The organism is Marinomonas sp. GJ51-14 (genome assembly GCF_055808695.1).
On sequence record NZ_CM147879.1, the window covers coordinates 1,863,463 to 1,883,435 of the forward strand.

Here is a 19,973-nt window from a genome sequence, read left to right on the forward strand (position 1 = left end):
GAAAATTGGAATATAAAAATAAATTGTCGATATATTTTACTTTTTTAAAAATAAATATTGTTTTTGCTATTTTAATAGCAATTCGTTATTTCTTCTTTCTACCAGAATTACCTACCGATGTAATCGGTGTCAGTTTTATAGTATTTAGTTTGGTTGGTCAGATGTCACTCTTAGGCACTATTGTAGGTGTTTTATGTGTCATTTTTGTGATTGCGCCAAAGAGAATATTCTATTTTTTAGTTAGTTTTTTTGCATCATTTTCTTTATGTTTACTTGTGATTGATACCTTTGTATTTTCTCAATACCGTTTTCATATCAATGAAGTGGTATTGAAGCTTGTTTTATCTGGTGATGTAGTTGATTTTTCTGCTTCCTCTCTGTTCTTCTCCCTTTTGTTTTTTTTACTCATTATTTTATTTGAATATAAGTTATGTTTTTTTATAGAAAATAGAAAAAAATAGAGAAAGTTAAAAATAAATATAAACCGTTAACCATGCTATTTGTTTTTTCTTTCTTTGTTAGTAATTTTATTCATGTATGGGCTGCAGCGAACGCTTATCAACCTGTGATGATGGTTAAAAATTACTTACCTCTTTTCCAGCCAGCAACGGCAAATGGCTTTATGCAAAAGCATGGTTGGATTGATGAAAAGGCACTGGCAAAGCAACGGTCTTTATCTCTGAAAATTAGTAGTGACTTGGCTTATCCAGTAGATAAACTTGCTTTTTCTACCGTTGATAAGCCGGTTAATATTATGTTTTTAGTTATAGATTCTTGGCGTTTTGATACATTTAACGCAGAGAATACTCCAAACTTATGGAATGCAGCGCAAGAAGGCTTAGTTTTTAATAACCACATGTCGACTGGGAATTCGACACGTACTGGTATTTTTGGTCTTTTTTATGGTATCCCAGGTACTTATTGGCAAAGTGTGCTGTCTAATCAGCGTTCTCCGGTTTTTCTGGATCGACTTCAAAATCTAGGGTATGACATAGGTGTTTTTGCATCTGCTTCTTTAATGGATCCGGAATTCAATCGCACTGTTTTCTCTCAAGTAGGAGATTTACGATTAAGATCTCATGGGAACTCGCCTTCAGAAAGAGATGCTAGTCTCACAAAAGATTGGCTTGAATGGTATAAAAATAGAGATACATCTAAGCCAGCGTTTTCGTTTCTTTTTTATGATGCTCCCCATGGTTATGATTTCCCGGATGATTATACGAAACAATATCAGCCTATGTTAAATAGTGTAAACTACCTAACTTTTCACAATGATATGGATCCACTTCCGTTTTTAAATCGTTATAAAACGAGTGTGAAATATGTGGATGATCTGGCGAAAACAGTTTTAGATGAATTGAAGAAATCTGGTGATGCAGCTAATACCTTACTTGTTATAACAGGAGATCATGGTCAAGAGTTTAACGACAATAAGTTAAATTATTGGGGGCATAATAGTAACTTTACATCAGCGCAGGTGAAAGTTCCTTTTGCTATTATTGGTCCAGGTCTTAACGCAAAAACACCTAACATAAATAATTACCTTTCAAGCCATGCCGATGTTGTACCTACTATTATGCAAAACTATCTTGGTATAAAGAGTCCATTGGTTCATTACACAACAGGTATAAATTTACTTGATGAGCATGAAAAGGAGCGCGATTGGCTAATTGCTTCTAGTTATGCTGCTTATGCAATGATTACGAGAGACAGTATTCTTGAAGTAGGTGCTAGTGGGCAATACCAATACTTAGATTCAAGCAATCGCGCTAAAAAAGACGAAGAGCCTAATTTTTCTCATCTTAAAACCATTTTAGAAGAGTTGAGCCGATTTAAAGCTAAGTGATTTTAGATTTATTTGAGAATTTTCTATGAAAGTTATTTTCGATACCAAAAGTTTATATTATCTACCTCAATATTTACCTGTGCATAATGAGTTACTAAAACTTGGCGTTGTTACAACATTTGTTTTTTATGAGAGTATTCATAATGACATTATTAAAAAAATCGCAAATGATCATGGTTTATCTTCTAAATGGGTAAAAAATGATCTTGAGGCAGCTGATTTCTATCAAGTAGAGAAAGCGGATTGGGTTTTCTTTGCAAATACTTTTGCTTACTTGGATGAGCTTCATAAAGTTTCTAAGAGTGCCCAATTGGGTCATGGAATAGGTCCAAAAGCCAGTTATTACAGCAAATCAAACAGCTCTATGACAGTTAGATTCGTTGAGGGTGAGTATAGAAGGCAAAGACTCGCTAATAGGTACCCCGATGATACATTTATCGATGTTGGCTTTTGTAAGTTAGATCCTATATTGAATGGCGAAGTGTCGAGCCTTTCACTGTCGAAGGATTATGGACTAAATGATGATCTTCCTACCATACTGTATGCACCTACTTTTTATCCTAGTAGTATTGAGCGTTTCCCGACTCAATGGCCTGCTGAATTTAAAAATTTCAATATTATAATAAAACCTCATTATTTTTCTATTACGAAAAAAACGTATAAAAAGCAGCTAGCCTTGCTTCAGAAATGGTCTCAATTTGATAACGTATATTTGGCTAAAACAGAAGATTATTCTTTATTACCTTTTTTTGCCGTCTCAGATGTACTTATAAGTGATGCATCTTCAGCACTATTTGAATTTGCTTTGTTGAATAAGCCTGTAATATGGTGTGATTTTTTGAAGCTGAGATGGAATTATCGTGGGATTTTTTCCTATAAATTTAAAAGGCGAATGGATCAGGATTATGGTGACTATGCAAATGTTGCTGTTCATGCAAAGAGCTATAAACACCTCAAATCTATGGTAATAAGGCAGCTGGAAAACCCTAAAGAGCTGGAGCCTATTAGATTGGAGTTGTCTGAGAAATTAGCTGGAAAAACAGATGGCTTTGCTAGTAAAAGAATTGTCGATTATCTAATGCAAAATATGTAATTTTTAGGTGCTATATGAAAACTATTGGGTATACAACGGGCGTTTTTGACTTATTTCATATTGGACATTTGAATGTTCTTAAACGTGCAAAACTGGAATGTGATTACTTAATTGTTGGTGTTACAAGTGACGAACTATGTATGTCAGCCAAGAATAAAAAACCTATTATCCCCTTTCAGGAGCGAATGGAGATTGTAGAGGCAATAAAGTTTGTAGACGAGGTTGTTCCACAGGTTAACTATGATAAAGAAGAAGCTTGGAATAACCTAAAATTTGATAAGATGTTTGTTGGTGATGATTGGAAAGGCACAGATAAGTGGAATCAAATAGAAGAAGATTTTAAGAAGTTAAATGTAGCTATACATTATTTTTCATACACTGCTCATACTTCTAGTACTAAATTAAGGGAGATTCTGAACAAAATTTAAAGATAAAGTACAGATATGAGAACATATCTGTACTTTATTGGCTGAGCTAAATTTTTCTAGTATTGCTCTAATCCTACTCTCGCTTTTATTACTTTATTTTTCTTTGTGTCTTCTCTTATTGAGCGACTATTTGCAAGCATTTCAGGCGTGATATATCCACGTTTATGGTCTAAGTGAACGCAAACAGCAGAATATCTAATACGTTTTGCTTTTAGGCCGTAGTTAATTAGTCTATCTCCAAATTCACAATCTTGCCCACCATATTGCATAGTTTCTTCAAATCCGTTTACAGCCAAGATATGCTTTTTATAGCAAGATGCGCTGTGCCCATTCCAAGTAGGACGGGCTGGGCTTATCTTATTTAAAAATGATGCCCAAACACCTGATGCGGTGAGTTTCATGGTTTTGTGAGTTTTCTTAAGTCCCATGCTAACTAGCCAGTTCACGTCAAAAATTCTCTGGCTGATAATATCTTCTTTTGTAATTGCCTGACTTATGTCCATGGGTAATTTGAAGTAACCACCTGATAAGTATGTGTTAGGTTCTGAAAGAGCTAAGTGTTGTTCAACAAAATCTTTTCTTGGGATGCAATCGCCATCTGTGAAAATTAGATATTCGCCTTCAGTAGCAAGAATGGCTTTATTCATAATACGGCATTTTTGAAACCCATCATCTTCTTGCCAAATATGCTTGATAGTAATCGGTGTCTCTTTTCGCATTCTCTTGATTAGTTCTCGAGTATCATCACGAGAGCCATCATCCGCAATCACAATTTCGAAATCTGTTGCCGTTTGAGTAAAAAATCCCCAAAGAACTTTTTCCAACCAAGCGGGTGAATTATAAGTAGTAAAGACAATGCTTGTTTTCATTGGTTTGCCTAATATTAAATTTGAGTCTTACAGTTATCGGAGTCTCACTTTTTTGTTTAAAAGTACCTCTCACAATCACTGTCTTTATTTGTTAGTTATATTGGCCCATCTTATCACTTCAGCTAGGCCGAGAAAAATATGATAGCTGCTAGTGCCCGGTAGTGGGTAGTCTTTTGGTGTATTGTCTTCATTCAGGTATTCATTCCAAGTACCATCTTCCAAGAAATAGTAGTCTTGTAAAAAACTAAGGGCACCTTCGATTCGATGATTCTTTTCTTCTTTGCCAATGGGAATAACGGTAATGGCTTTTAAATACTCTGTAATAGGCCAAATGCGTTTTTCTTTATCGATTGGTTGGTATGTACTGCCATCTATTTGGTTATATATGCCGCCATTAGCAGCTAGTCCGTGGCGAGTGGCGGTTAACCATAAATGTTGTGCTAAGTCTATATAGTCTGTATTGGGTACTATTTTATTGGCTTTATAAAGCAACCATATCCATTCGAAATGATGCCCCGGCTCTATTTGGTTGCCTGTCGTCGAATGAGGCTTCCAATCCGAAGAAAAAACTCACGTAAGGTTTTTGTTTTTCTGTCGTAAAACCGTTCAAATGCGAGTGTTAGTAATGATGTAATGACTTCTTTGTATTCTTCATCTTGTGTTGTATTAAAAGCTGCAATGTAGCCTTCCAATAAGTGCATATGAGGGTTTTGACGACGAACTTGATCTGAGTTAATGGGATAGGCTTCGTAAAAACCGCCGGGCTCGGCTTGCATGTGTTTAATCAAAAAATGATGTGTGTCTTTCATGTAGTCCAGTGCACGTTTATCTTGTGTAGCTTGATAGTAGTGACTAAAAGAAAGGAGAACAAACGCTAAGGCATAAGCATCTGACTGTGTGTCCTGCACAGACAAATCGTCGTTTAAAGAAAAAATCCAACGCTTGTCGATAAAGTAGTGATCTATGATGAAATCAAAGAGCGGTATGAGTTTTGCTTTCCATTCTTCTTTCTCTTCAAGTTGATACGCATGACTAAATGTATAGAGTTGGCGGCATTGAGTTAATAGTCGAATACGACCAGTAGGGTTGACTGTCCAATCATGGTTCATGCTTTCATAGCTGAAGCCCTGTTCTTTATTGATTCCATATCGCGCCCAGTTCTGCAGAAGTTGCTCGAAGAGATAAGATTGGCAGTTAGAAAGTGAAGAATTCAGCATGAGGTAAATAGCCTTATTTCATGTGATATTGAGTATGTCCAACTTGACGAGGGAGTATGATAAGATGACCGCCATCAAAAATCGATTATTATGTGGCTATGAACTCTTCGTATTTGAATTTTAAAGGTAAGAGCATCCTCGTAGTTGGGGATGTTATGTTAGACCGTTATTGGCATGGGGGGACTTCTCGTATTTCCCCTGAAGCGCCAGTGCAAGTTGTGAAAGTCTCTAATATAGAAGATCGCCCAGGCGGTGCTGCTAACGTGGCTTTAGGTCTTGCCAAATTAGGTGTTTCAGTCACTCTAATTGGTGTTGTAGGTAATGATGAAAATGCAGCAGCATTAGAACGTTGCCTCGAGTCTTCTGGCGTAACATGTCGTTTTGTTCGTTCAGAACGGTTGCCAACCATTACTAAATTACGAGTGATGAGCCGTCATCAACAATTAATTCGTTTGGATTTTGAAGAGCGTGAAGACTGCCTGTCTCAAAATGATTCTGTTGCAGCGATGGTGAAAGAGTGTTTGCCAAGTTCGGATGCGGTTATTTATTCTGACTATAACAAGGGCTGTTTAGCAGATGTTCAAGCTCTCATCAAGCTTTCTAATGATGCTAATATCCCCAGTTTTGTTGACCCTAAAGGTGACGATTTTTCCATTTACCGTGGTGCAACCTTAGTTAAACCAAATTTTGTAGAGTTTGAAACCATTGTTGGTGAATGTCTTTCAGATGAAGATATTCAACAGAAGGGCGAAGCGTTAAGAGATAAGTTTGGTTGGGGAGCTTTATTGGTAACCCGTGGTGAAGATGGCTTGGTTTTATTTGAAGACAATAAAACGCCGTTTTCTTTAGCGACTTCAGCCAAAGAAGTGTATGACGTAACAGGTGCCGGTGATACTGTTATTGCTGTTTTAACTGCGATTTATGTGACCAGCAAACGTTTTACGGATGCCATAGAATATGCCAATCAAGCTGCTGGTTATGTAGTTGGTAAGCTAGGCACGGCTTTTATTACAGCGGATCAATTGGAAGGGATAATGTATAAACGTTCCCATTCTACTAATTTTGGTGTGCTTTCTCCTGGTGAGTTGCTAGAACAAATAAAGCTTGCACAAGTAAACGGTGAAAAGGTGGTGTTCACCAATGGATGTTTTGATATTTTACATCCAGGTCATGTTGCTTATATGAAGCAAGCTAAAGGGCTTGGAGATCGATTAATAGTTGCAGTGAATACCGATGCATCAGTAAAGCGATTAAAAGGTGAAAAACGTCCTATAAATGATCTTGTACATCGTATGGCTGTTTTAGAAGGCGTTGGCGCCATAGATTGGGTGACTTGGTTTGATGAAGATACTCCCAAGGAATTAATAGAATTACTGTCACCAGATGTACTTGTAAAAGGTGGAGACTACAGTATAGAAACCATCGTTGGTGCTGAACATGTGATAAAAAACGGTGGTGAAGTGAAAGTGTTGTCTTTTGTCGACGGTTACTCGACAACATCAATTATTGAAAAAGCGAACCTGTAAATGCAAGATAAAGTGACTTCTGAATCCTCTACTAACAAGGCTCCAACATCTGGTGCGAAAATTTATTTTCGCCTGCTTAGTTATGTGGGCCCATCGTGGGGGTATTTGTTATTAAGCTTCGTAGGGTACATATTATATGCTGCTATGGAGCCTGCTTTAGCAGCCTTGCTTAAGCACATTGTTGATGTCGTTTCTGATGGGAAAATTACCGAAAGTCGTTTACTGATACCTTTTTCTATTTTAGGTATTTTTATTATTCGAGGAATAGGAACGTTTCTTGGTGGCTACTTTATGGCTAAAGTTGCCAATAATGTCGTATTCGACTTACGAACAAGTATGTTTGATAAACTTGTTTTATTGCCATCTAGCTATTATCACTCTATTCCTACTGGTCGTTTGTTAACCAAATTAACTTATAATACAGAACAAGTGATTGGTTCAATTACTCAGGCAATTCGAGTGTTGTTGCGTGAAGGCTTAACTGTCGTTGGTTTACTTAGTTACATGATTTATATGAACTGGCGTTTATCTTTACTGTTTTTGTTGGTCATTCCACTGATTGGCTTGGTTGTCTCTTATGCTTCTAAGCGTTTTCGTAAGCTGAGTACGCGTATTCAAAATGCCATGGGTGGAGTGACGGATGTCGCATCTGAAGCTATCAAAGGGCATGAAGTTGTTAAAATATTTGGTGGAAGTGAGTATGAGACAGAGCGCTTTTATAAAGCAGCTCATGAAAACAAACGATCACAGTTAAAAATGGAAAAAACAAAGTCGTTAAATGTGCCTATTGTGCAGTTTATTCTTGCTTTTGCTATGGCAATTTTGATTTGGTTTGCACTGAGTCCTTCTATTAGTTCAGGTATGACTCCAGGTGACTTTATTGCTTTTTTGACGGCTGCTGGCATGTTAGGTAAGCCCATTCGGCAATTAACTGATGTGAACAGTACTTTGCAAAAAGGGATTGCTGCATCACATAGTATTTTTGAATTTCTTGATATGGAAGAAGAACCTGATACAGGTACGGTTTCTGTTGATCGCTTGAAAGGTGATATTGAGTGGCATTCTATGTCATTTAGTTATCCAGGGGCTGATAAGCTGGCGTTGAAAAAGATTAATTTATCTTTACCTGCTGGAAAAACATTAGCCTTGGTTGGGCGTTCTGGTGGCGGTAAATCAACTATGGCTAATCTGATACCTCGTTTCTATAATATCGATGAAGGTGAGTTGTGTATTGATGGGCATTCTATCGCGGACTATCACCTTAAAGATCTACGTTCAAATATTGCCTTAGTGAATCAACAGGTTGTGCTTTTTAATGGCACGATTCGTGAAAATATTGCCTACGGTTACCTGCGTGACACGAGTGATGAAAACGTTATTGGTGCCGCTAAAGCAGCTAATGCTTGGGACTTTATTCAAGAATTAGATCATGGTTTAGATACAATGGTCGGCGAAAATGGTGTGCTTCTATCTGGTGGTCAGCGACAAAGAATCGCCATAGCAAGAGCTATACTAAAAAATGCCCCAATTCTTATTTTGGACGAAGCTACATCTGCTTTGGACAGCGAATCTGAAAGAGCTATACAGTCGGCATTAGATAGTTTGATGGAAAATCGAACAACAATTGCTATTGCACACCGTCTCTCAACGATTGAAAACGCCGATATTATTGCGGTAATTGATCATGGAGAGATTATCGAACAAGGTTCACACAGTGAACTTTTAGCGATGAACGGCGCTTATGCACAGCTTCACAATAAACAGTTTACAGAAACTGCAGATTAATTATGTGGTTGTATCGTGTTTTATTGTTCTTGTTAACGCCGGTTATTTTATTAAAAATACGGCGTTTTCAAAAAAATATAGTCATTATCGAGCTAAAGAGGCTTTAGGTTTTTGGCCTTTAATAGAAGTAGACTTATGGGTTCATTGTGCTTCTGTTGGTGAGGTGCTCGCCGTACGGCCACTTATTATTCAGTGGCGTGAACAACACCCTAATCATCGTTTTTTGATCACTACTATGACACCCACAGGGGCTGAACAGGTAGAGAAAACCTTTCCTTTTGCCGAACATAGGTATTTACCTATGGATTGGCGTTTCAGTGTAAAGAGAGCACTTAAGCAACTTAGCTGTAAGCATCTTCTTATTGTCGAAACAGAGCTTTGGCCGAATTTATTAAATCAAGCAAAACAACATAATCTTCGAGTTGATGTTGTTAACGCTCGTTTAAGTGAGCGTTCTTTTTTACGGTATCAAAAGTTTTCTATAGTCTCTCGACCTCTGTTTAAATTACCCGATTGTTTTTTGGCTCATGCTAAAGATGATGCAAAGCGTTTTGAGATGTTGGGTGCCAAAAAAGTATTGGTAACAGGAAGTATTAAATTTGATCTTTCAGTATCTCCTGAGGTTTTACAGGATGATTGGCGTCAACAATTAGGTGCTCGATTTGTATGGACTGGAGCCAGTACTCATAATGGAGAGGATGAAATTTTATTAAGCGTCCATAGGGCGCTTTTACAAAAACAACCTAACGCTTTGCTTGTATTGGTTCCTCGTCACCCTGAACGTTTTGATGTGGTTTATGCATTGGCAAAACAATATTTTGATAAGGTCGCCTTACGTAGTCAAACGCCGCCAAACCAATGGTCAAATTTTGATGTGGTGATTGGTGATTCAATGGGGGAGCTGATGCATTATTATCAGGCTTCAGATCTTGCCTTTGTTGGTGGAAGTTTGGTTAAGCGTGGTGGGCATAATCCAATCGAACCTGCTTTATTAGGTAAAGCCATTTTAGTAGGACCTCATACCTTTAATTTCTTAGAAATTACAGATCAGCTTCTGCAAGTTAAGGGAGCAGTATCTTGTTCAGATGAAGGTGAACTGGAGGAAGCAGTCATTACTTTGGCGGGGCAGTCTTCACAATGCTATCGAATGGGTCAAGCTGCTTTGCGCTTTGCTGAAAGGAATCAGGGTGCTGTTACTCGAGTGCTAACTGAAATAGACTTCCGTTGATCGACTCTTTACAATAAGCGTTCATTATCTCATGGGGTGCTTTAGTTTTCTAAAAACTAAAGCTGAGAAGCGGAATTGTCCGCTAACCCACCGAACCTGATCCAGATCATGCTGGCGTAGGAATCGAGGTAGCAAAGGCTTTTTGATTTAATAACAAAATAGCATCTTGCCGTTTCTCCTGTACGCCGCTCACTTTTTTTAGGAGCGACACATTGACTAAATTCCTGTTAACAATTTCCTCTACAGCCTTTTTGTTATCTTTGGCTGTGCTTTTTTCTTCTGCGTCATCGGCGACTGAAACGCTTAATGTCTACACCTATGATGCATTTGCGTCTGATTGGGGGCCGGGTCCTAAAATCAAAGAAAATTTTGAAAAAGAATGTGATTGTGAATTGAACTTCGTGGCTTTAGATTCTTCTGTTGGTATTTTGTCGCGAGTTCAGTTAGAGGGTAAATCATCTCAAGCTGATGTTTTGTTGGGGCTTGATCTTAATTTAATGGAAGCGGCAAAGCAGACAGGCTTATTGGCAAACCACTCTGTAAACACATCTGCAGTAACAGTTGCTGGTGGTTGGGACGACAAAACCTTTGTTCCGTTTGACCAAGGGCACTTTGCTTTTATTTATAACTCGGAAACACTGAGCAATCCTCCAACTAGTTTGAAGGAAGTGGTCGAGAACCAAGACCTTAGAGTGATTTACCAAGATCCAAGAACCAGTACGCCAGGATTAGGTCTTTTGTTATGGATGAAATCTGTTTATGGTAATGATGTTTCAGATGCTTGGGAAAGCTTGGCTAGCCACACAGTCACAGTGACAAAAAGTTGGTCTGATGCTTATGGTTTATTCTTAAAAGGTGAGGCGGATTTGGTACTGAGTTATACGACTTCTCCTGCGTACCACATCATTGCTGAAGGCGATAACAAGTACAAAGCTGTAACCGCAACAGAAGGGCTTTATCCGCAAATTGAAGTGGCTGCGATGATGAAGAGCGCACCGAATCAAGCTTTGGCAAAGCGCTTTATGCAATTTATTCTGCAACCAGAATTTCAATCGATTATTCCAACTGGAAACTGGATGTTACCAGTCATTGCTCTTCCTGAAAAATTACCCAAGGCGTTCGATAGTGCTTTAAAGCCAACGAAGAACTTGGTGTTGTCAGCGCAAGAGGTAGCAAAAAATCGTAAGGCTTGGGTTAATGAGTGGTTGAATGCAACGACTAGATAAGATTTGTTAGCGTGTTTTCTTTGCGTATATATCAAGGGTTAGCACCTGCTATTTTAGGCGTTGGTTTCTTCTTATTAATAGGGGCTGCCAGTTTGGCGGCTCTTTTGCGTTATAGCGAGTTATCCGACTGGTTTGGCTATCTGTCTCAGCCTTATCTTTGGCGTGTGATACGTTTTTCATTGTGGCAAGCTTTGCTGAGTAGTGGGATCAGTATCTTAATTGCGATTCCAGTGGCGTCATGTCTTGCTCATCGACGGTTTTATGGGCGGGCGTTTTTGTTACAGCTGTTTTCTGTGTCTATGGTTGTTCCAACAATAGTAGCTATTCTTGGTCTGGTCGTTGTTTATGGCCGTACAGGTTGGCTCAGTCAGTTATTTGGTATTCAAATTCCCTTATACGGTCTGACGGGAATTTTACTTGCTCATGTATTTTTTAATATGCCTTTGGCCGTGCGTCTTTTGTTGCAAGGCTATGATTTGATTCCTTCCGGTCAGTGGCGCCAAGCATCCCAATTAGGTTTTTCTCGTTATTCCGCTTTTCGTTTAATTGAATGGCATTATATTAAAAAGGCTTTGCCCGGTGCTTTTGTATTGATTTTTATGCTGTGCTTTTCTAGCTTCGCGGTGGTATTAAGCTTAGGTGGTGGACCAAAATCAAGTACTTTAGAGGTGGCTATTTATCAGGCATTGAGATTTGATTTTGACCTTAGTCAAGCCAGTTTTTTTGCATTGATGCAGGTGATGATATGCACCTTGTTTGCCGTTATTGTTTATCGTATTGCGCCTGTAAACCGTCAAGATGTGAGTTTACTGTCCATTGAAAGATATGTTTTGAAGGATTCTTTATGGGCAAAGGTCACAGATGGCTTGGCGATGTTGTGTGTTTTTGTCTTAATTATTCCGCCTTTTTTCGCGATCTTTGATCCAGTATTTTCTGCCGTTTTTATTCAAACTCTATTGTCTTCTTCTTTGTGGAAGTCTGTTATGGTTTCGCTGCAAGTTGCCTTACCCGCTGCTGCGGTAAGTCTATTGTTAGGTGTCTGTTTTGGTGTTTTGGCTCGATTTTGTGTGGGGCGTAAATATTTGACTTTTTTGCCCAATAAAATTGAGCATCTCGGGAATATGATTTTGATGGTTCCTGGCTTGGTTATCGCGACGGGGCTTTTTTGCTTTTGCGCGATTTTGGCTGGGGGCTTCAGTCGAGTTATTGGATTGTTGTTTGGGTCAATGCTGTGATGGCATTGCCGTTTGTACTTAGAGCTTTGATGCCTGTTTTATATCAACAGGAGCGTCGGTTTCGGAATGTGTATTTGAGTTTGGGTATTCGCAATTGGTCTCGCTGGCGTTTGGAGTGGGTTCTCATTCGCCAGTCTGTGGCGCAGGCATTTGGGTACGCTTTGTTGCTATCTCTTGGTGATATGGGCGTAATCGCTTTGTTTGGTAGCCAAGGCTTGGTGTCTTTGCCTTTGTATCTTTTCCAGCTTATAGGTTCTTATAGATTGGAAGAGGGCGCTTGTGTTGCTGTGGTGCTTATTGCTATTTGTTTGGTTTTATTTTATCTGTCATCTCGACTTATCGGAGGCAAAAAAAATGTTAAACATTAAACTCCAATACAGTTGGGATAGTTTTCATGCAGATTATCATGTGAATATATCACCAGGTGTAACAACTTTATTAGGTGCGAGTGGGGAAGGCAAAAGCACGCTTTTGCATCTTCTTGGCGGTTTTCTAGATGGGCATGGAGAATTGAATTTTAACACTGAATCACTATTGCCTTTAGCGCCTTATGAAAGACCAATTTCTACGTTATTTCAGAGTGATAATCTTTTTCCTCAGTTAACGGTTTGGCAAAATGTGGCAATTGGTGTAGCGCCTTCTTTGTCTCTCAATGCTGAACAGAAAGGTAGGATTGATTGGGCTCTAGAAAAAACTCAGCTTGTTGATAAATCAGGCCGTTTTCCACAGGCTTTGTCTGGTGGGCAAGCGCAGCGTGTTGCGATTGCCAGGGTATTGGTAAGAAATAAGCCGATATTATTGTTGGATGAGCCTTTTGGTGCTTTGGATCCTGCATTGCGTGAAGAAATGCTGAATCTCGTCAAAGAGGTGACAGAAGAGCTTTCACTGACAACCCTGTTGGTGTCGCATTTACCACAAGAGGCAAGTCTGATTGGTGGGAATGTGATCTTGATTGAGAAAGGAAGGGTTGTGGCTCATGAGCCTGTGTCTGTTTTAAGTCAAACGCCTGCACATCCATTGTTTTCGCATTATTTTGGTATTTCTAATAATTAAATAAAGCCGTCTAATTGTATTTGTAGACGGCTTATGGATATCAAATCGTTTGTTTTTGTTTGTTATGTAACGCTCGTTTGTTATGCAGCATGGTTGCCACAAAAATTCCTGAGAAAATAAGTAAAATGCCCACGTAATGGAAGCGGAACAGGCTTTCTCCTAAAAAAATAACAGACAGACTGATACTAAAAACAGGAAGTAGGTGGATAAATTGTCCTGCGGTGGCTGCTCCTAGTTTTTGAATGCCCGTATTCCAACATAAAAAAGCACCAATCGAAGCAAATAATGCCATGTATAGAATGGTTCCAAGGTTTCCAGTTGTTAAATCCGTTAATTGCGTTTCGCCGAATATAAAGAATAGTGGCATTTGAAATAGCGTGCCTATGATGGCGGTGCTAGTGAAAAAGCCAATCAAAGACATTTCTTTGGGTCTTCTGACAATCATCACAGAATAAATAGCCCAGCTAACGGCGGCAGTAATGATCCATAAATCACCCTGTGAAATAGTAAGGTGTAAAAAGGTATCCAAACTTCCGCGACTAACAATTGTAATGGCACCGATAGTGGAAATGAGTATCCCTATATTTTGTAACCAAGAGGTTTTATTACCTAATAGGAGTCGTGAGGCAATTAGGATCATCACAGGCATAATTGAATTGAGTAGCACCGCATTTGTGACGGTTGTTGATGTTAAGCCAATGTATAAAAATAAGTTGTAGTTACAGATGCCTAGCCAACCAAATAGGGTGAGTAGCGGCCAGTTTTTTGCGATGACCTTGCGTTCTAGCCACAGTTTTTTATAGGCGAAAGGCAGCATTATGAGGCAAGCTAAACTCCAACGGAGAAAGGAGATTGTATAAGGGTCTATCCCATTGGAGACGGTTAATCGTCCTAAAATATAATTTCCTGACCAAAAAGCGACAGGTAGTAGTAGATAGATAAACGCTGGCATTGATTGTCCTTTTATTTTGTTTTTTTAGCCCAGTTTTGTACAAACAGGCCGATGAGAATGCACGCTAACCCAACTAAAGTCGATTGTAAAATAGGCTCCCCAGCGAATTGAGATAGCCAAACTATCGACAGTAAAGGTGATAAAAAAATTAGATTAGCGACTTGGCTCGTGTTGCTAGTTAGTTTTAGTGCTTGGTTCCATAAAACGAAACTTAGACCCATCTCAAACAAACCAATATAAATAGCACTCCATAAACCTTCTTTATTCCATTGAGTGAGCTCACCTGTAACGCCAGCATAGATGGTAATTAATGGTAAAGCGCAGGCAAAATTAAGGGTTAGGCCAATAAGGCTTGGACGTTTGTCTTTGGTATTAAGTAACCAGTAAATTGCCCATATCACAGTGCTTAAAAGAGCAAAAGTAACGCCGACGGCATTTGAAAATTCTAAAGAGGTTATTTGTCCACGGGTAGATATGTAGAGGACGCCAAAATAACACATTCCCGCAGCAATATAATCAGCCATTTTCAATCGCTGTTTAAGTATGGGAACCGCCATAAAGCTGAGCATAATTGCCCAAGTGTAGTTAATAGCCTGAGCTTCTTGTGCGGGCAGCATGTTATAGGCTTGAAGTAAGACTAAATAGTAGATGAAAGGGTTAATTGCGCCAAAAAAGAAAGATGATTTCCAAGATTGTTTGGCAAATCCGATTAACTCTTTGAGGTGCCCTTTGAATATGATTAAAGAAACTAAGAAAATCAATGACACTATGTTAGCAACAAGCAGTAGTTGGGTTGGTGACAAGTATTTAAGTGATATTGAAAATGCTGTTGCCACTGTGGACCAAAGTAAAACAGCGCCGAGTCCAAACATTATCGCTTGAGTATTTTTAGGGAGTGTTCTCATTGATGTCTGACTAATCCTTTGACTAGAGTAAATCCATACTGGATAAGATTAAAACTTGTAGAAGATGCCAATTAGAGCTGAATTCACTGTATCGTTATCAACAATAGGACTTTGTTTGATATCTGAGTCATATTTAGTTTGTCTAATTGAAATCATAGTACTTATATTTTTACTAATGGAATGAAAAGCAACAATACCATAGGACGTTCTTGATGTGGCTGGTGAATCATAAGAAGAAATAGTGCCACCTGTTTTGACGGATTCACTTTGTGAAACGCCGAACATATAGTCACTCATCTGTTTACTGATATATTGGTAACTTATTGATGGAATGACGCGCCAAGTTGCGATGGGGATGGGGAAACCTAATGATAATTGACCGAAATAACCATGATGTACACCACTAATATCTTGGGCAAGTTTGGCTGTGATTGGACCAAATCGATAAGAGGCAAAAGCCATGGTGCTGTCATCGCGGTCATTTAATAACTGTATGTTGCTGTTATCTGAATCATCTGGGTCAAATATAGAAGGTGTATATCTTAAGCCCGCAGATAGGCTTTGGAATCGACTTTTGGGAATCAAGTGGTAACCCATTTCAGGGAAATTTAAATAAAAGCGTTCGCCCTTATAGGATAGTCCTGGAAGTAGTTTAGATTTGTCATTCGTATCTTTATATAAGCTTTGCGAATATGTGCCAAGTGCGCCAATGCTACCTTCTGAAAAGGCAAAGAGTGGAATAAGCAAAATTGCAATTAAAATGATCTTTTTTAGCATGGTGGAAATGCGCTTTTATAAAATAGATGTTAAGGATTCTATAGTGCTTTTGTTTAATCTGTAAGTGTTTACTTATTGAGAAAAGGCGTTATTAGAATTTGAGTTGTGAATATAGTGTGTCGTATAAAAGTAGGTTTAAACACTTATTTCATTGCTTTGGTTCTATATAGATTGATTTCGTTTACTTATTGTTCACTAGTGCTATATAATGCGCGTCCCTGTAAATCTATACTCCTTGTCTCAAGGCTTCGTAACAGGGGGAGCGTGGAGACTAAAACCCATAAGGAGAGCTTAAGTGCGTCATTATGAAATCGTTTTTCTGGTTCACCCAGATCAAAGTGAACAAGTACCAGCAATGGTTGAGCGTTACACTAACTTAATCACTGAAGATGGTGGTCAAGTTCACCGTCTAGAAGATTGGGGCCGTCGTCAATTGGCTTACCCAATAAACAAAATTCACAAAGCACATTACGTTCTTATGAACGTTGAGTGTTCTGACAGTGTTTTGTCTGAATTGAACGACACTTTCCGCTACAACGATGCAATCATCCGTAATTTGGTGATTCGTTGTAAAGAAGCGGTAACTGACGTATCTCCTATTAAAGCTTCTGAAGGTCGTGAAGATCGTCGCCCAGCTCCTCAACGTGAAGAGCGCAGCCACGAAAGCACTGACGAAGTAGCTGAAGAATCTGAAGATTAATCAATATTTTTTATTAGGAGACACTCATGGCTCGTTTTTTTCGTCGTCGTAAATTCTGTCGTTTTACAGCAGAAGGCGTTAAACAGATCGATTACAAAGATCTAGAAACATTGAAAGGTTATGTTACTGAAACTGGTAAAATCGTACCTAGCCGTATTACTGGCACAAAGGCACGTTACCAGCGTCAACTAGCGACTGCTATTAAACGCGCTCGCTATATTGCTTTACTTCCTTACACTGATAGCCACTTTAATTAATAGGCTGAGAAGCGCTTTATGAGTGGTTTAGCTAAATGGGTTATGAAAAAACGCTTAAATGCCATAATTGGTGTAATGGTGTTTGGTCTTATCCCAATGATGTTTTGGCTAGCTGCCGCAATCTTAGGGTTGGTGGTGCTTCGTAAAGGTGTAAAAGAAGGAATACCTGTATTAGCTTGGGGTTGTCTGCCAGCACTTGTGTTGTGGGTACTTCAAGGGGATGCAACGGCATTAATGGTGTTAGTAGATGTGATGTTGTTGAGCTATTTGCTTAGATCGACGACATCATGGAGTTGGGTGTTATTAGTAGGTAGTTTTCTAGCTGTTATAAGTACTCTGATTCAGCCTTTTTTAATGGAAGATGTTTTGAACTTAGCCGTTGGTTTGGTTCAAAAAGTATTATCTTCAGAAGAAGGTGTTGATATTCCTGATAGAAATTTAATTTTCAACCAGGCGGTGGTGGCTATATCCATCTTCCAAGCGGTAATTGCTGTTCTTTCCTTGTTTTTAGCAAGAAAGTGGCAGGCAGGACTCTACAACCCTGGTGGGTTGCGTACAGAATTTCATCAATTAAGATTGCCAGTGTCGTTTAGTTTGGTATTGGGTGGAATGATACTTATCGGAGAAAGCTTAGGCGGTTCCTTTATTGTTTTCTCTCAAGCTGCTATACCTGCATTGGTATTGCCAGGGCTCGCTCTCGTACATGGTGTTCTAGCAAAAAAAGAAATTGGGGTTGTTGGACTGGTTGCATTTTATCTTGTGGGATTTTTTGTCCTAAATGTATATTTTGCAAATATCTTGGTTACGCTTTGCGTGATTGATAGTTTTGTGAATATCCGTTCTAGGATTCAAGATAAGCCGTCCAACTCAAGTAATGGCTAATGATTAATTAGAGGTGATCGAGATGGAAGTTATTCTACTCGACAAAGTAAACAAGCTAGGCGGTATTGGCGACGTTGCAGTTGTTAAACCAGGTTATGCTCGTAACTTTTTGATTCCGAACAAAAAAGCTGTAATGGCTACAAAAGCAAACTTGGCTAGCTTTGAAGAGCGCCGTGTAGAACTTGAAGCACAAGCTGCTGAGCGTAAAGCTGCTGCAGAAACTCGTGCTACGACTCTAGAAGGTAAAACTTTTACTATCGCAGCAAATGCTGGTGATGAAGGTAAGCTTTTCGGTTCTATTGGTACACGTGATATCGCTGATGCAATCTCTGCAGAAGTTGAAGTGTCTAAAGCTGAAGTTCGTCTTCCTGAAGGCGCAATTCGTCACACTGGTTCTTTCGAAGTAGATCTACAACTTCACCCTGAAGTTATAGTAACTGTTACTTTGGCTGTAACTGCCGAGTAATTTGTTTATACAAATTATTTGCTCAAAAAGGGTATCTTGCTTATTGCAAGATGCCCTTTTTTTATGGGCGTGATAAGCTAATCGTTCTGTTTTTTTCCGTTTTTGTATGGGTACTCCGTGTGCAATTAAATGATTCTGAAGTCGCTTCGATTAAATTACCTCCTTATTCTATTGAAGCAGAGCGTTCCGTTGTTGGTGGACTAATGCTTGATCCAGAAGCCTGGGAAAAGGTTTCTGAGCTTGTGATTGCTGATGATTTTTATCGTCCAGAGCATCAGCTTATTTTTGCTGTTATTGCTCGTTTAGCAGATGAGTCTGAGCCTATTGATGTTGTTACTATTGGGGAGCGTTTAGATAAGCGTGGTGACTTAGAATCTATTGGTGGCATGGCGTATCTGATTGAGGTCGCGGAAGCGACGCCAAGTGCTTCTAACATAGGTTCGTATGCCGACATCGTACGGGAACGTTCAATCCTTCGTCGCTTAATTACTACTACTAATGATATTTCGTCTCGGGCGTTTCACCCTGAAGGGATGACAGCAGCAGAAGTTTTGGATGAGGCTGAGCGTAAGATCTTTCAGATAGCAGAGGGTGGAGAGAAAAAAGGTGGGCCTCGAATTGCCGCCGATATCCTTAGTGCAACCGTTGATAAAATTGATGAGCTTTATCATCAGGAAGGCGCCATTACCGGTTTAAGTACTGGTTTTACGGATCTGGATGCCATGACTGCAGGTATGCAGAAATCGGATTTGATTATCGTGGCGGGTCGTCCTTCCATGGGTAAAACGACGTTCGCTATGAACTTGGTTGAAAACGCCACCATGATCAGTGATAAGCCAGTGATTGTGTTTAGTTTAGAGATGCCTTCAGAGCAGTTGATGATGCGGATGCTATCTTCTCTTGGTCGCATTGATCAGACCCGTATGCGTTCTGGACAGTTGGTGCAAGAAGACTGGGATAAGTTAATGTCAGCGGTGAAAATGCTGAAAGATCGTAAACTCTTTATTGATGATACTGGTGGTATCAGTCCAACAGAAATGCGTTCTCGTGTGCGTCGTATTGCTCGTGAACATGGTGGCGTGGCGATGATCATGGTCGATTACCTTCAATTGATGCAGATTCCTGGTTTTACGGAAGGTCGAACTAATGAGATTTCTGAAATTTCTCGATCTCTTAAAGCCATAGCAAAAGAAATGGAATGTCCTGTAGTAGCTTTGTCACAGCTTAACCGTAGTTTGGAGAATCGACCAAACAAACGGCCAGTTAACTCGGATTTGCGTGAATCGGGTGCGATAGAGCAGGATGCGGATGTTATCTCATTTGTTTATCGTGATGAGGTATATCACGAAGATACACCGCATAAGGGGATTGCGGAGATAATTATCGGTAAGCAGCGTAATGGTCCAATAGGGACCTGTCGTTTGGCTTTTGTTGGTAAGTACACTCGATTTGAAGATCTGTCACCGGATGCTTATAGAGACTTTGATGATGAGTAGATCTATGGTTTTTTTGTGTTACATCTTGTAAT

General features: G+C 39.3%; 20 protein-coding genes, 1 pseudogene and 1 riboswitch. Of the genes and pseudogenes, 16 read left to right on the forward strand and 5 right to left on the reverse strand.

The window, feature by feature from the left end; genetic code table 11:
* Window positions 1–5 precede the first annotated feature (5 nt).
* From AC0L3Y_RS08960 to AC0L3Y_RS08975, 4 genes are read left to right on the forward strand one after another with little or no spacing between them, the layout of a single operon-like run.
* The gene (locus tag AC0L3Y_RS08960) at window positions 6–461 is read left to right on the forward strand and encodes a DUF3413 domain-containing protein (RefSeq protein WP_473470554.1); all 456 of its coding nucleotides are present in this window, start codon (window positions 6–8) and stop codon (window positions 459–461) included.
* 32 nt (window positions 462–493) lie between these two features.
* Window positions 494–1,846, forward strand: a complete 1,353-nt coding sequence (locus AC0L3Y_RS08965) for a sulfatase-like hydrolase/transferase (protein WP_473470555.1) — start codon at window positions 494–496, stop codon at window positions 1,844–1,846.
* A gap of 25 nt (window positions 1,847–1,871) precedes the next feature.
* A complete protein-coding gene (locus tag AC0L3Y_RS08970; RefSeq protein ID WP_473470556.1) occupies window positions 1,872–2,939 on the forward strand; it encodes a CDP-glycerol glycerophosphotransferase family protein in 1,068 nt (355 codons plus the stop codon).
* A gap of 14 nt (window positions 2,940–2,953) precedes the next feature.
* Window positions 2,954–3,367: an FAD synthase family protein gene (locus AC0L3Y_RS08975; protein WP_473460934.1), complete on the forward strand. Its 414-nt coding sequence runs from the start codon at window positions 2,954–2,956 to the stop codon at window positions 3,365–3,367.
* 56 nt (window positions 3,368–3,423) lie between these two features.
* Here the strand turns inward: AC0L3Y_RS08975 and AC0L3Y_RS08980 are convergent, their stop codons facing one another.
* Together AC0L3Y_RS08980 and AC0L3Y_RS08985 are read right to left on the reverse strand one after the other, a co-directional pair.
* Window positions 3,424–4,236, reverse strand: coding sequence for a glycosyltransferase family 2 protein (locus tag AC0L3Y_RS08980; protein ID WP_473460937.1), 813 nt, complete (start codon window positions 4,234–4,236; stop codon window positions 3,424–3,426).
* A gap of 84 nt (window positions 4,237–4,320) precedes the next feature.
* A pseudogene (locus AC0L3Y_RS08985) lies at window positions 4,321–5,453 on the reverse strand (AGE family epimerase/isomerase).
* 98 nt (window positions 5,454–5,551) lie between these two features.
* On the opposite strand from AC0L3Y_RS08985, the gene hldE reads away from it, so the two are divergent.
* The 7 genes from hldE (at window position 5,552) to AC0L3Y_RS09020 (ending at window position 13,506) form a co-directional block, all read left to right on the forward strand.
* Entirely contained in the window at window positions 5,552–6,979 is a 1,428-nt protein-coding gene (gene hldE / locus AC0L3Y_RS08990) for a bifunctional D-glycero-beta-D-manno-heptose-7-phosphate kinase/D-glycero-beta-D-manno-heptose 1-phosphate adenylyltransferase HldE (protein WP_473460941.1), read from the forward strand.
* Entirely contained in the window at window positions 6,980–8,764 is a 1,785-nt protein-coding gene (gene msbA, locus AC0L3Y_RS08995) for a lipid A export permease/ATP-binding protein MsbA (RefSeq protein ID WP_473460946.1), read from the forward strand.
* The gene (locus AC0L3Y_RS09000; protein ID WP_473460950.1) at window positions 8,721–9,992 is read left to right on the forward strand and encodes a 3-deoxy-D-manno-octulosonic acid transferase; all 1,272 of its coding nucleotides are present in this window, start codon (window positions 8,721–8,723) and stop codon (window positions 9,990–9,992) included. The genes msbA and AC0L3Y_RS09000 overlap by 44 nt, the downstream gene beginning before the upstream one ends.
* A gap of 22 nt (window positions 9,993–10,014) precedes the next feature.
* Window positions 10,015–10,133, forward strand: a riboswitch (TPP riboswitch).
* A gap of 71 nt (window positions 10,134–10,204) precedes the next feature.
* Window positions 10,205–11,218 carry a thiamine ABC transporter substrate binding subunit gene (gene thiB, locus AC0L3Y_RS09005; RefSeq protein ID WP_473460953.1) on the forward strand — a complete coding sequence of 338 codons (1,014 nt, stop codon included), beginning with the start codon at window positions 10,205–10,207 and terminating at the stop codon, window positions 11,216–11,218.
* Window positions 11,219–11,229: 11 nt separating this feature from the next.
* Window positions 11,230–12,453 carry an ABC transporter permease subunit gene (locus AC0L3Y_RS09010; RefSeq protein WP_473460956.1) on the forward strand — a complete coding sequence of 408 codons (1,224 nt, stop codon included), beginning with the start codon at window positions 11,230–11,232 and terminating at the stop codon, window positions 12,451–12,453.
* Window positions 12,390–12,821, forward strand: a complete 432-nt coding sequence (locus tag AC0L3Y_RS09015) for a hypothetical protein (RefSeq protein WP_473460959.1) — start codon at window positions 12,390–12,392, stop codon at window positions 12,819–12,821. The genes AC0L3Y_RS09010 and AC0L3Y_RS09015 overlap by 64 nt, the downstream gene beginning before the upstream one ends.
* Window positions 12,808–13,506: a thiamine ABC transporter ATP-binding protein gene (locus AC0L3Y_RS09020; protein WP_473460962.1), complete on the forward strand. Its 699-nt coding sequence runs from the start codon at window positions 12,808–12,810 to the stop codon at window positions 13,504–13,506. The genes AC0L3Y_RS09015 and AC0L3Y_RS09020 overlap by 14 nt, the downstream gene beginning before the upstream one ends.
* Before the next feature lie 40 nt (window positions 13,507–13,546).
* Here the strand turns inward: AC0L3Y_RS09020 and AC0L3Y_RS09025 are convergent, their stop codons facing one another.
* The 3 genes from AC0L3Y_RS09025 to AC0L3Y_RS09035 are packed head-to-tail and all read right to left on the reverse strand — an operon-like array spanning window position 13,547 to window position 16,140.
* Entirely contained in the window at window positions 13,547–14,458 is a 912-nt protein-coding gene (locus tag AC0L3Y_RS09025) for a DMT family transporter (RefSeq protein WP_473460965.1), read from the reverse strand.
* A gap of 11 nt (window positions 14,459–14,469) precedes the next feature.
* On the reverse strand, window positions 14,470–15,363 hold the full coding sequence (locus AC0L3Y_RS09030) for a DMT family transporter (protein ID WP_473460969.1): 894 nt from the start codon (window positions 15,361–15,363) through the stop codon (window positions 14,470–14,472).
* A 48-nt stretch (window positions 15,364–15,411) separates the two neighbouring features.
* Window positions 15,412–16,140: a MipA/OmpV family protein gene (locus AC0L3Y_RS09035; protein WP_473460972.1), complete on the reverse strand. Its 729-nt coding sequence runs from the start codon at window positions 16,138–16,140 to the stop codon at window positions 15,412–15,414.
* A 295-nt stretch (window positions 16,141–16,435) separates the two neighbouring features.
* Here AC0L3Y_RS09035 and rpsF point away from each other — a divergent pair, with 295 nt between their 5' ends.
* The 5 genes from rpsF to dnaB all read left to right on the forward strand — a co-directional run bounded on the left by rpsF (window position 16,436) and on the right by dnaB (window position 19,941).
* Entirely contained in the window at window positions 16,436–16,840 is a 405-nt protein-coding gene (gene rpsF / locus AC0L3Y_RS09040; protein ID WP_473460975.1) for a 30S ribosomal protein S6, read from the forward strand.
* A gap of 26 nt (window positions 16,841–16,866) precedes the next feature.
* Window positions 16,867–17,097 carry a 30S ribosomal protein S18 gene (gene rpsR, locus AC0L3Y_RS09045; RefSeq protein ID WP_036161308.1) on the forward strand — a complete coding sequence of 77 codons (231 nt, stop codon included), beginning with the start codon at window positions 16,867–16,869 and terminating at the stop codon, window positions 17,095–17,097.
* Between the two features lie 18 nt (window positions 17,098–17,115).
* Complete coding sequence (locus AC0L3Y_RS09050; protein ID WP_473460980.1) at window positions 17,116–17,979, forward strand: hypothetical protein; 864 nt, start codon at window positions 17,116–17,118, stop codon at window positions 17,977–17,979.
* 22 nt (window positions 17,980–18,001) lie between these two features.
* A complete protein-coding gene (gene rplI, locus AC0L3Y_RS09055; RefSeq protein ID WP_473460983.1) occupies window positions 18,002–18,445 on the forward strand; it encodes a 50S ribosomal protein L9 in 444 nt (147 codons plus the stop codon).
* A gap of 119 nt (window positions 18,446–18,564) precedes the next feature.
* On the forward strand, window positions 18,565–19,941 hold the full coding sequence (gene dnaB, locus AC0L3Y_RS09060; RefSeq protein WP_473460987.1) for a replicative DNA helicase: 1,377 nt from the start codon (window positions 18,565–18,567) through the stop codon (window positions 19,939–19,941).
* Window positions 19,942–19,973 lie beyond the last annotated feature (32 nt).

What these genes read in the sequence shown, in the direction of transcription:
- AC0L3Y_RS08965 (WP_473470555.1), top strand. Translation starts at nt 494, where the DNA reads ATGCTATTTGTTTTTTCTTTCTTTGTTAGTAATTTTATTCATGTATGG.
- AC0L3Y_RS08970 (WP_473470556.1), top strand. Translation starts at nt 1,872, where the DNA reads ATGAAAGTTATTTTCGATACCAAAAGTTTATATTATCTACCTCAATAT.
- AC0L3Y_RS08975 (WP_473460934.1), top strand. Translation starts at nt 2,954, where the DNA reads ATGAAAACTATTGGGTATACAACGGGCGTTTTTGACTTATTTCATATT.
- AC0L3Y_RS08980 (WP_473460937.1), bottom strand. Translation starts at nt 4,236, where the DNA reads ATGAAAACAAGCATTGTCTTTACTACTTATAATTCACCCGCTTGGTTG.
- hldE (WP_473460941.1), top strand. Translation starts at nt 5,552, where the DNA reads ATGAACTCTTCGTATTTGAATTTTAAAGGTAAGAGCATCCTCGTAGTT.
- msbA (WP_473460946.1), top strand. Translation starts at nt 6,980, where the DNA reads ATGCAAGATAAAGTGACTTCTGAATCCTCTACTAACAAGGCTCCAACA.
- AC0L3Y_RS09000 (WP_473460950.1), top strand. Translation starts at nt 8,721, where the DNA reads ATGCACAGCTTCACAATAAACAGTTTACAGAAACTGCAGATTAATTAT.
- AC0L3Y_RS09020 (WP_473460962.1), top strand. Translation starts at nt 12,808, where the DNA reads ATGTTAAACATTAAACTCCAATACAGTTGGGATAGTTTTCATGCAGAT.
- AC0L3Y_RS09025 (WP_473460965.1), bottom strand. Translation starts at nt 14,458, where the DNA reads ATGCCAGCGTTTATCTATCTACTACTACCTGTCGCTTTTTGGTCAGGA.
- AC0L3Y_RS09030 (WP_473460969.1), bottom strand. Translation starts at nt 15,363, where the DNA reads ATGAGAACACTCCCTAAAAATACTCAAGCGATAATGTTTGGACTCGGC.
- AC0L3Y_RS09035 (WP_473460972.1), bottom strand. Translation starts at nt 16,140, where the DNA reads ATGCTAAAAAAGATCATTTTAATTGCAATTTTGCTTATTCCACTCTTT.
- rpsR (WP_036161308.1), top strand. Translation starts at nt 16,867, where the DNA reads ATGGCTCGTTTTTTTCGTCGTCGTAAATTCTGTCGTTTTACAGCAGAA.
- AC0L3Y_RS09050 (WP_473460980.1), top strand. Translation starts at nt 17,116, where the DNA reads ATGAGTGGTTTAGCTAAATGGGTTATGAAAAAACGCTTAAATGCCATA.
- rplI (WP_473460983.1), top strand. Translation starts at nt 18,002, where the DNA reads ATGGAAGTTATTCTACTCGACAAAGTAAACAAGCTAGGCGGTATTGGC.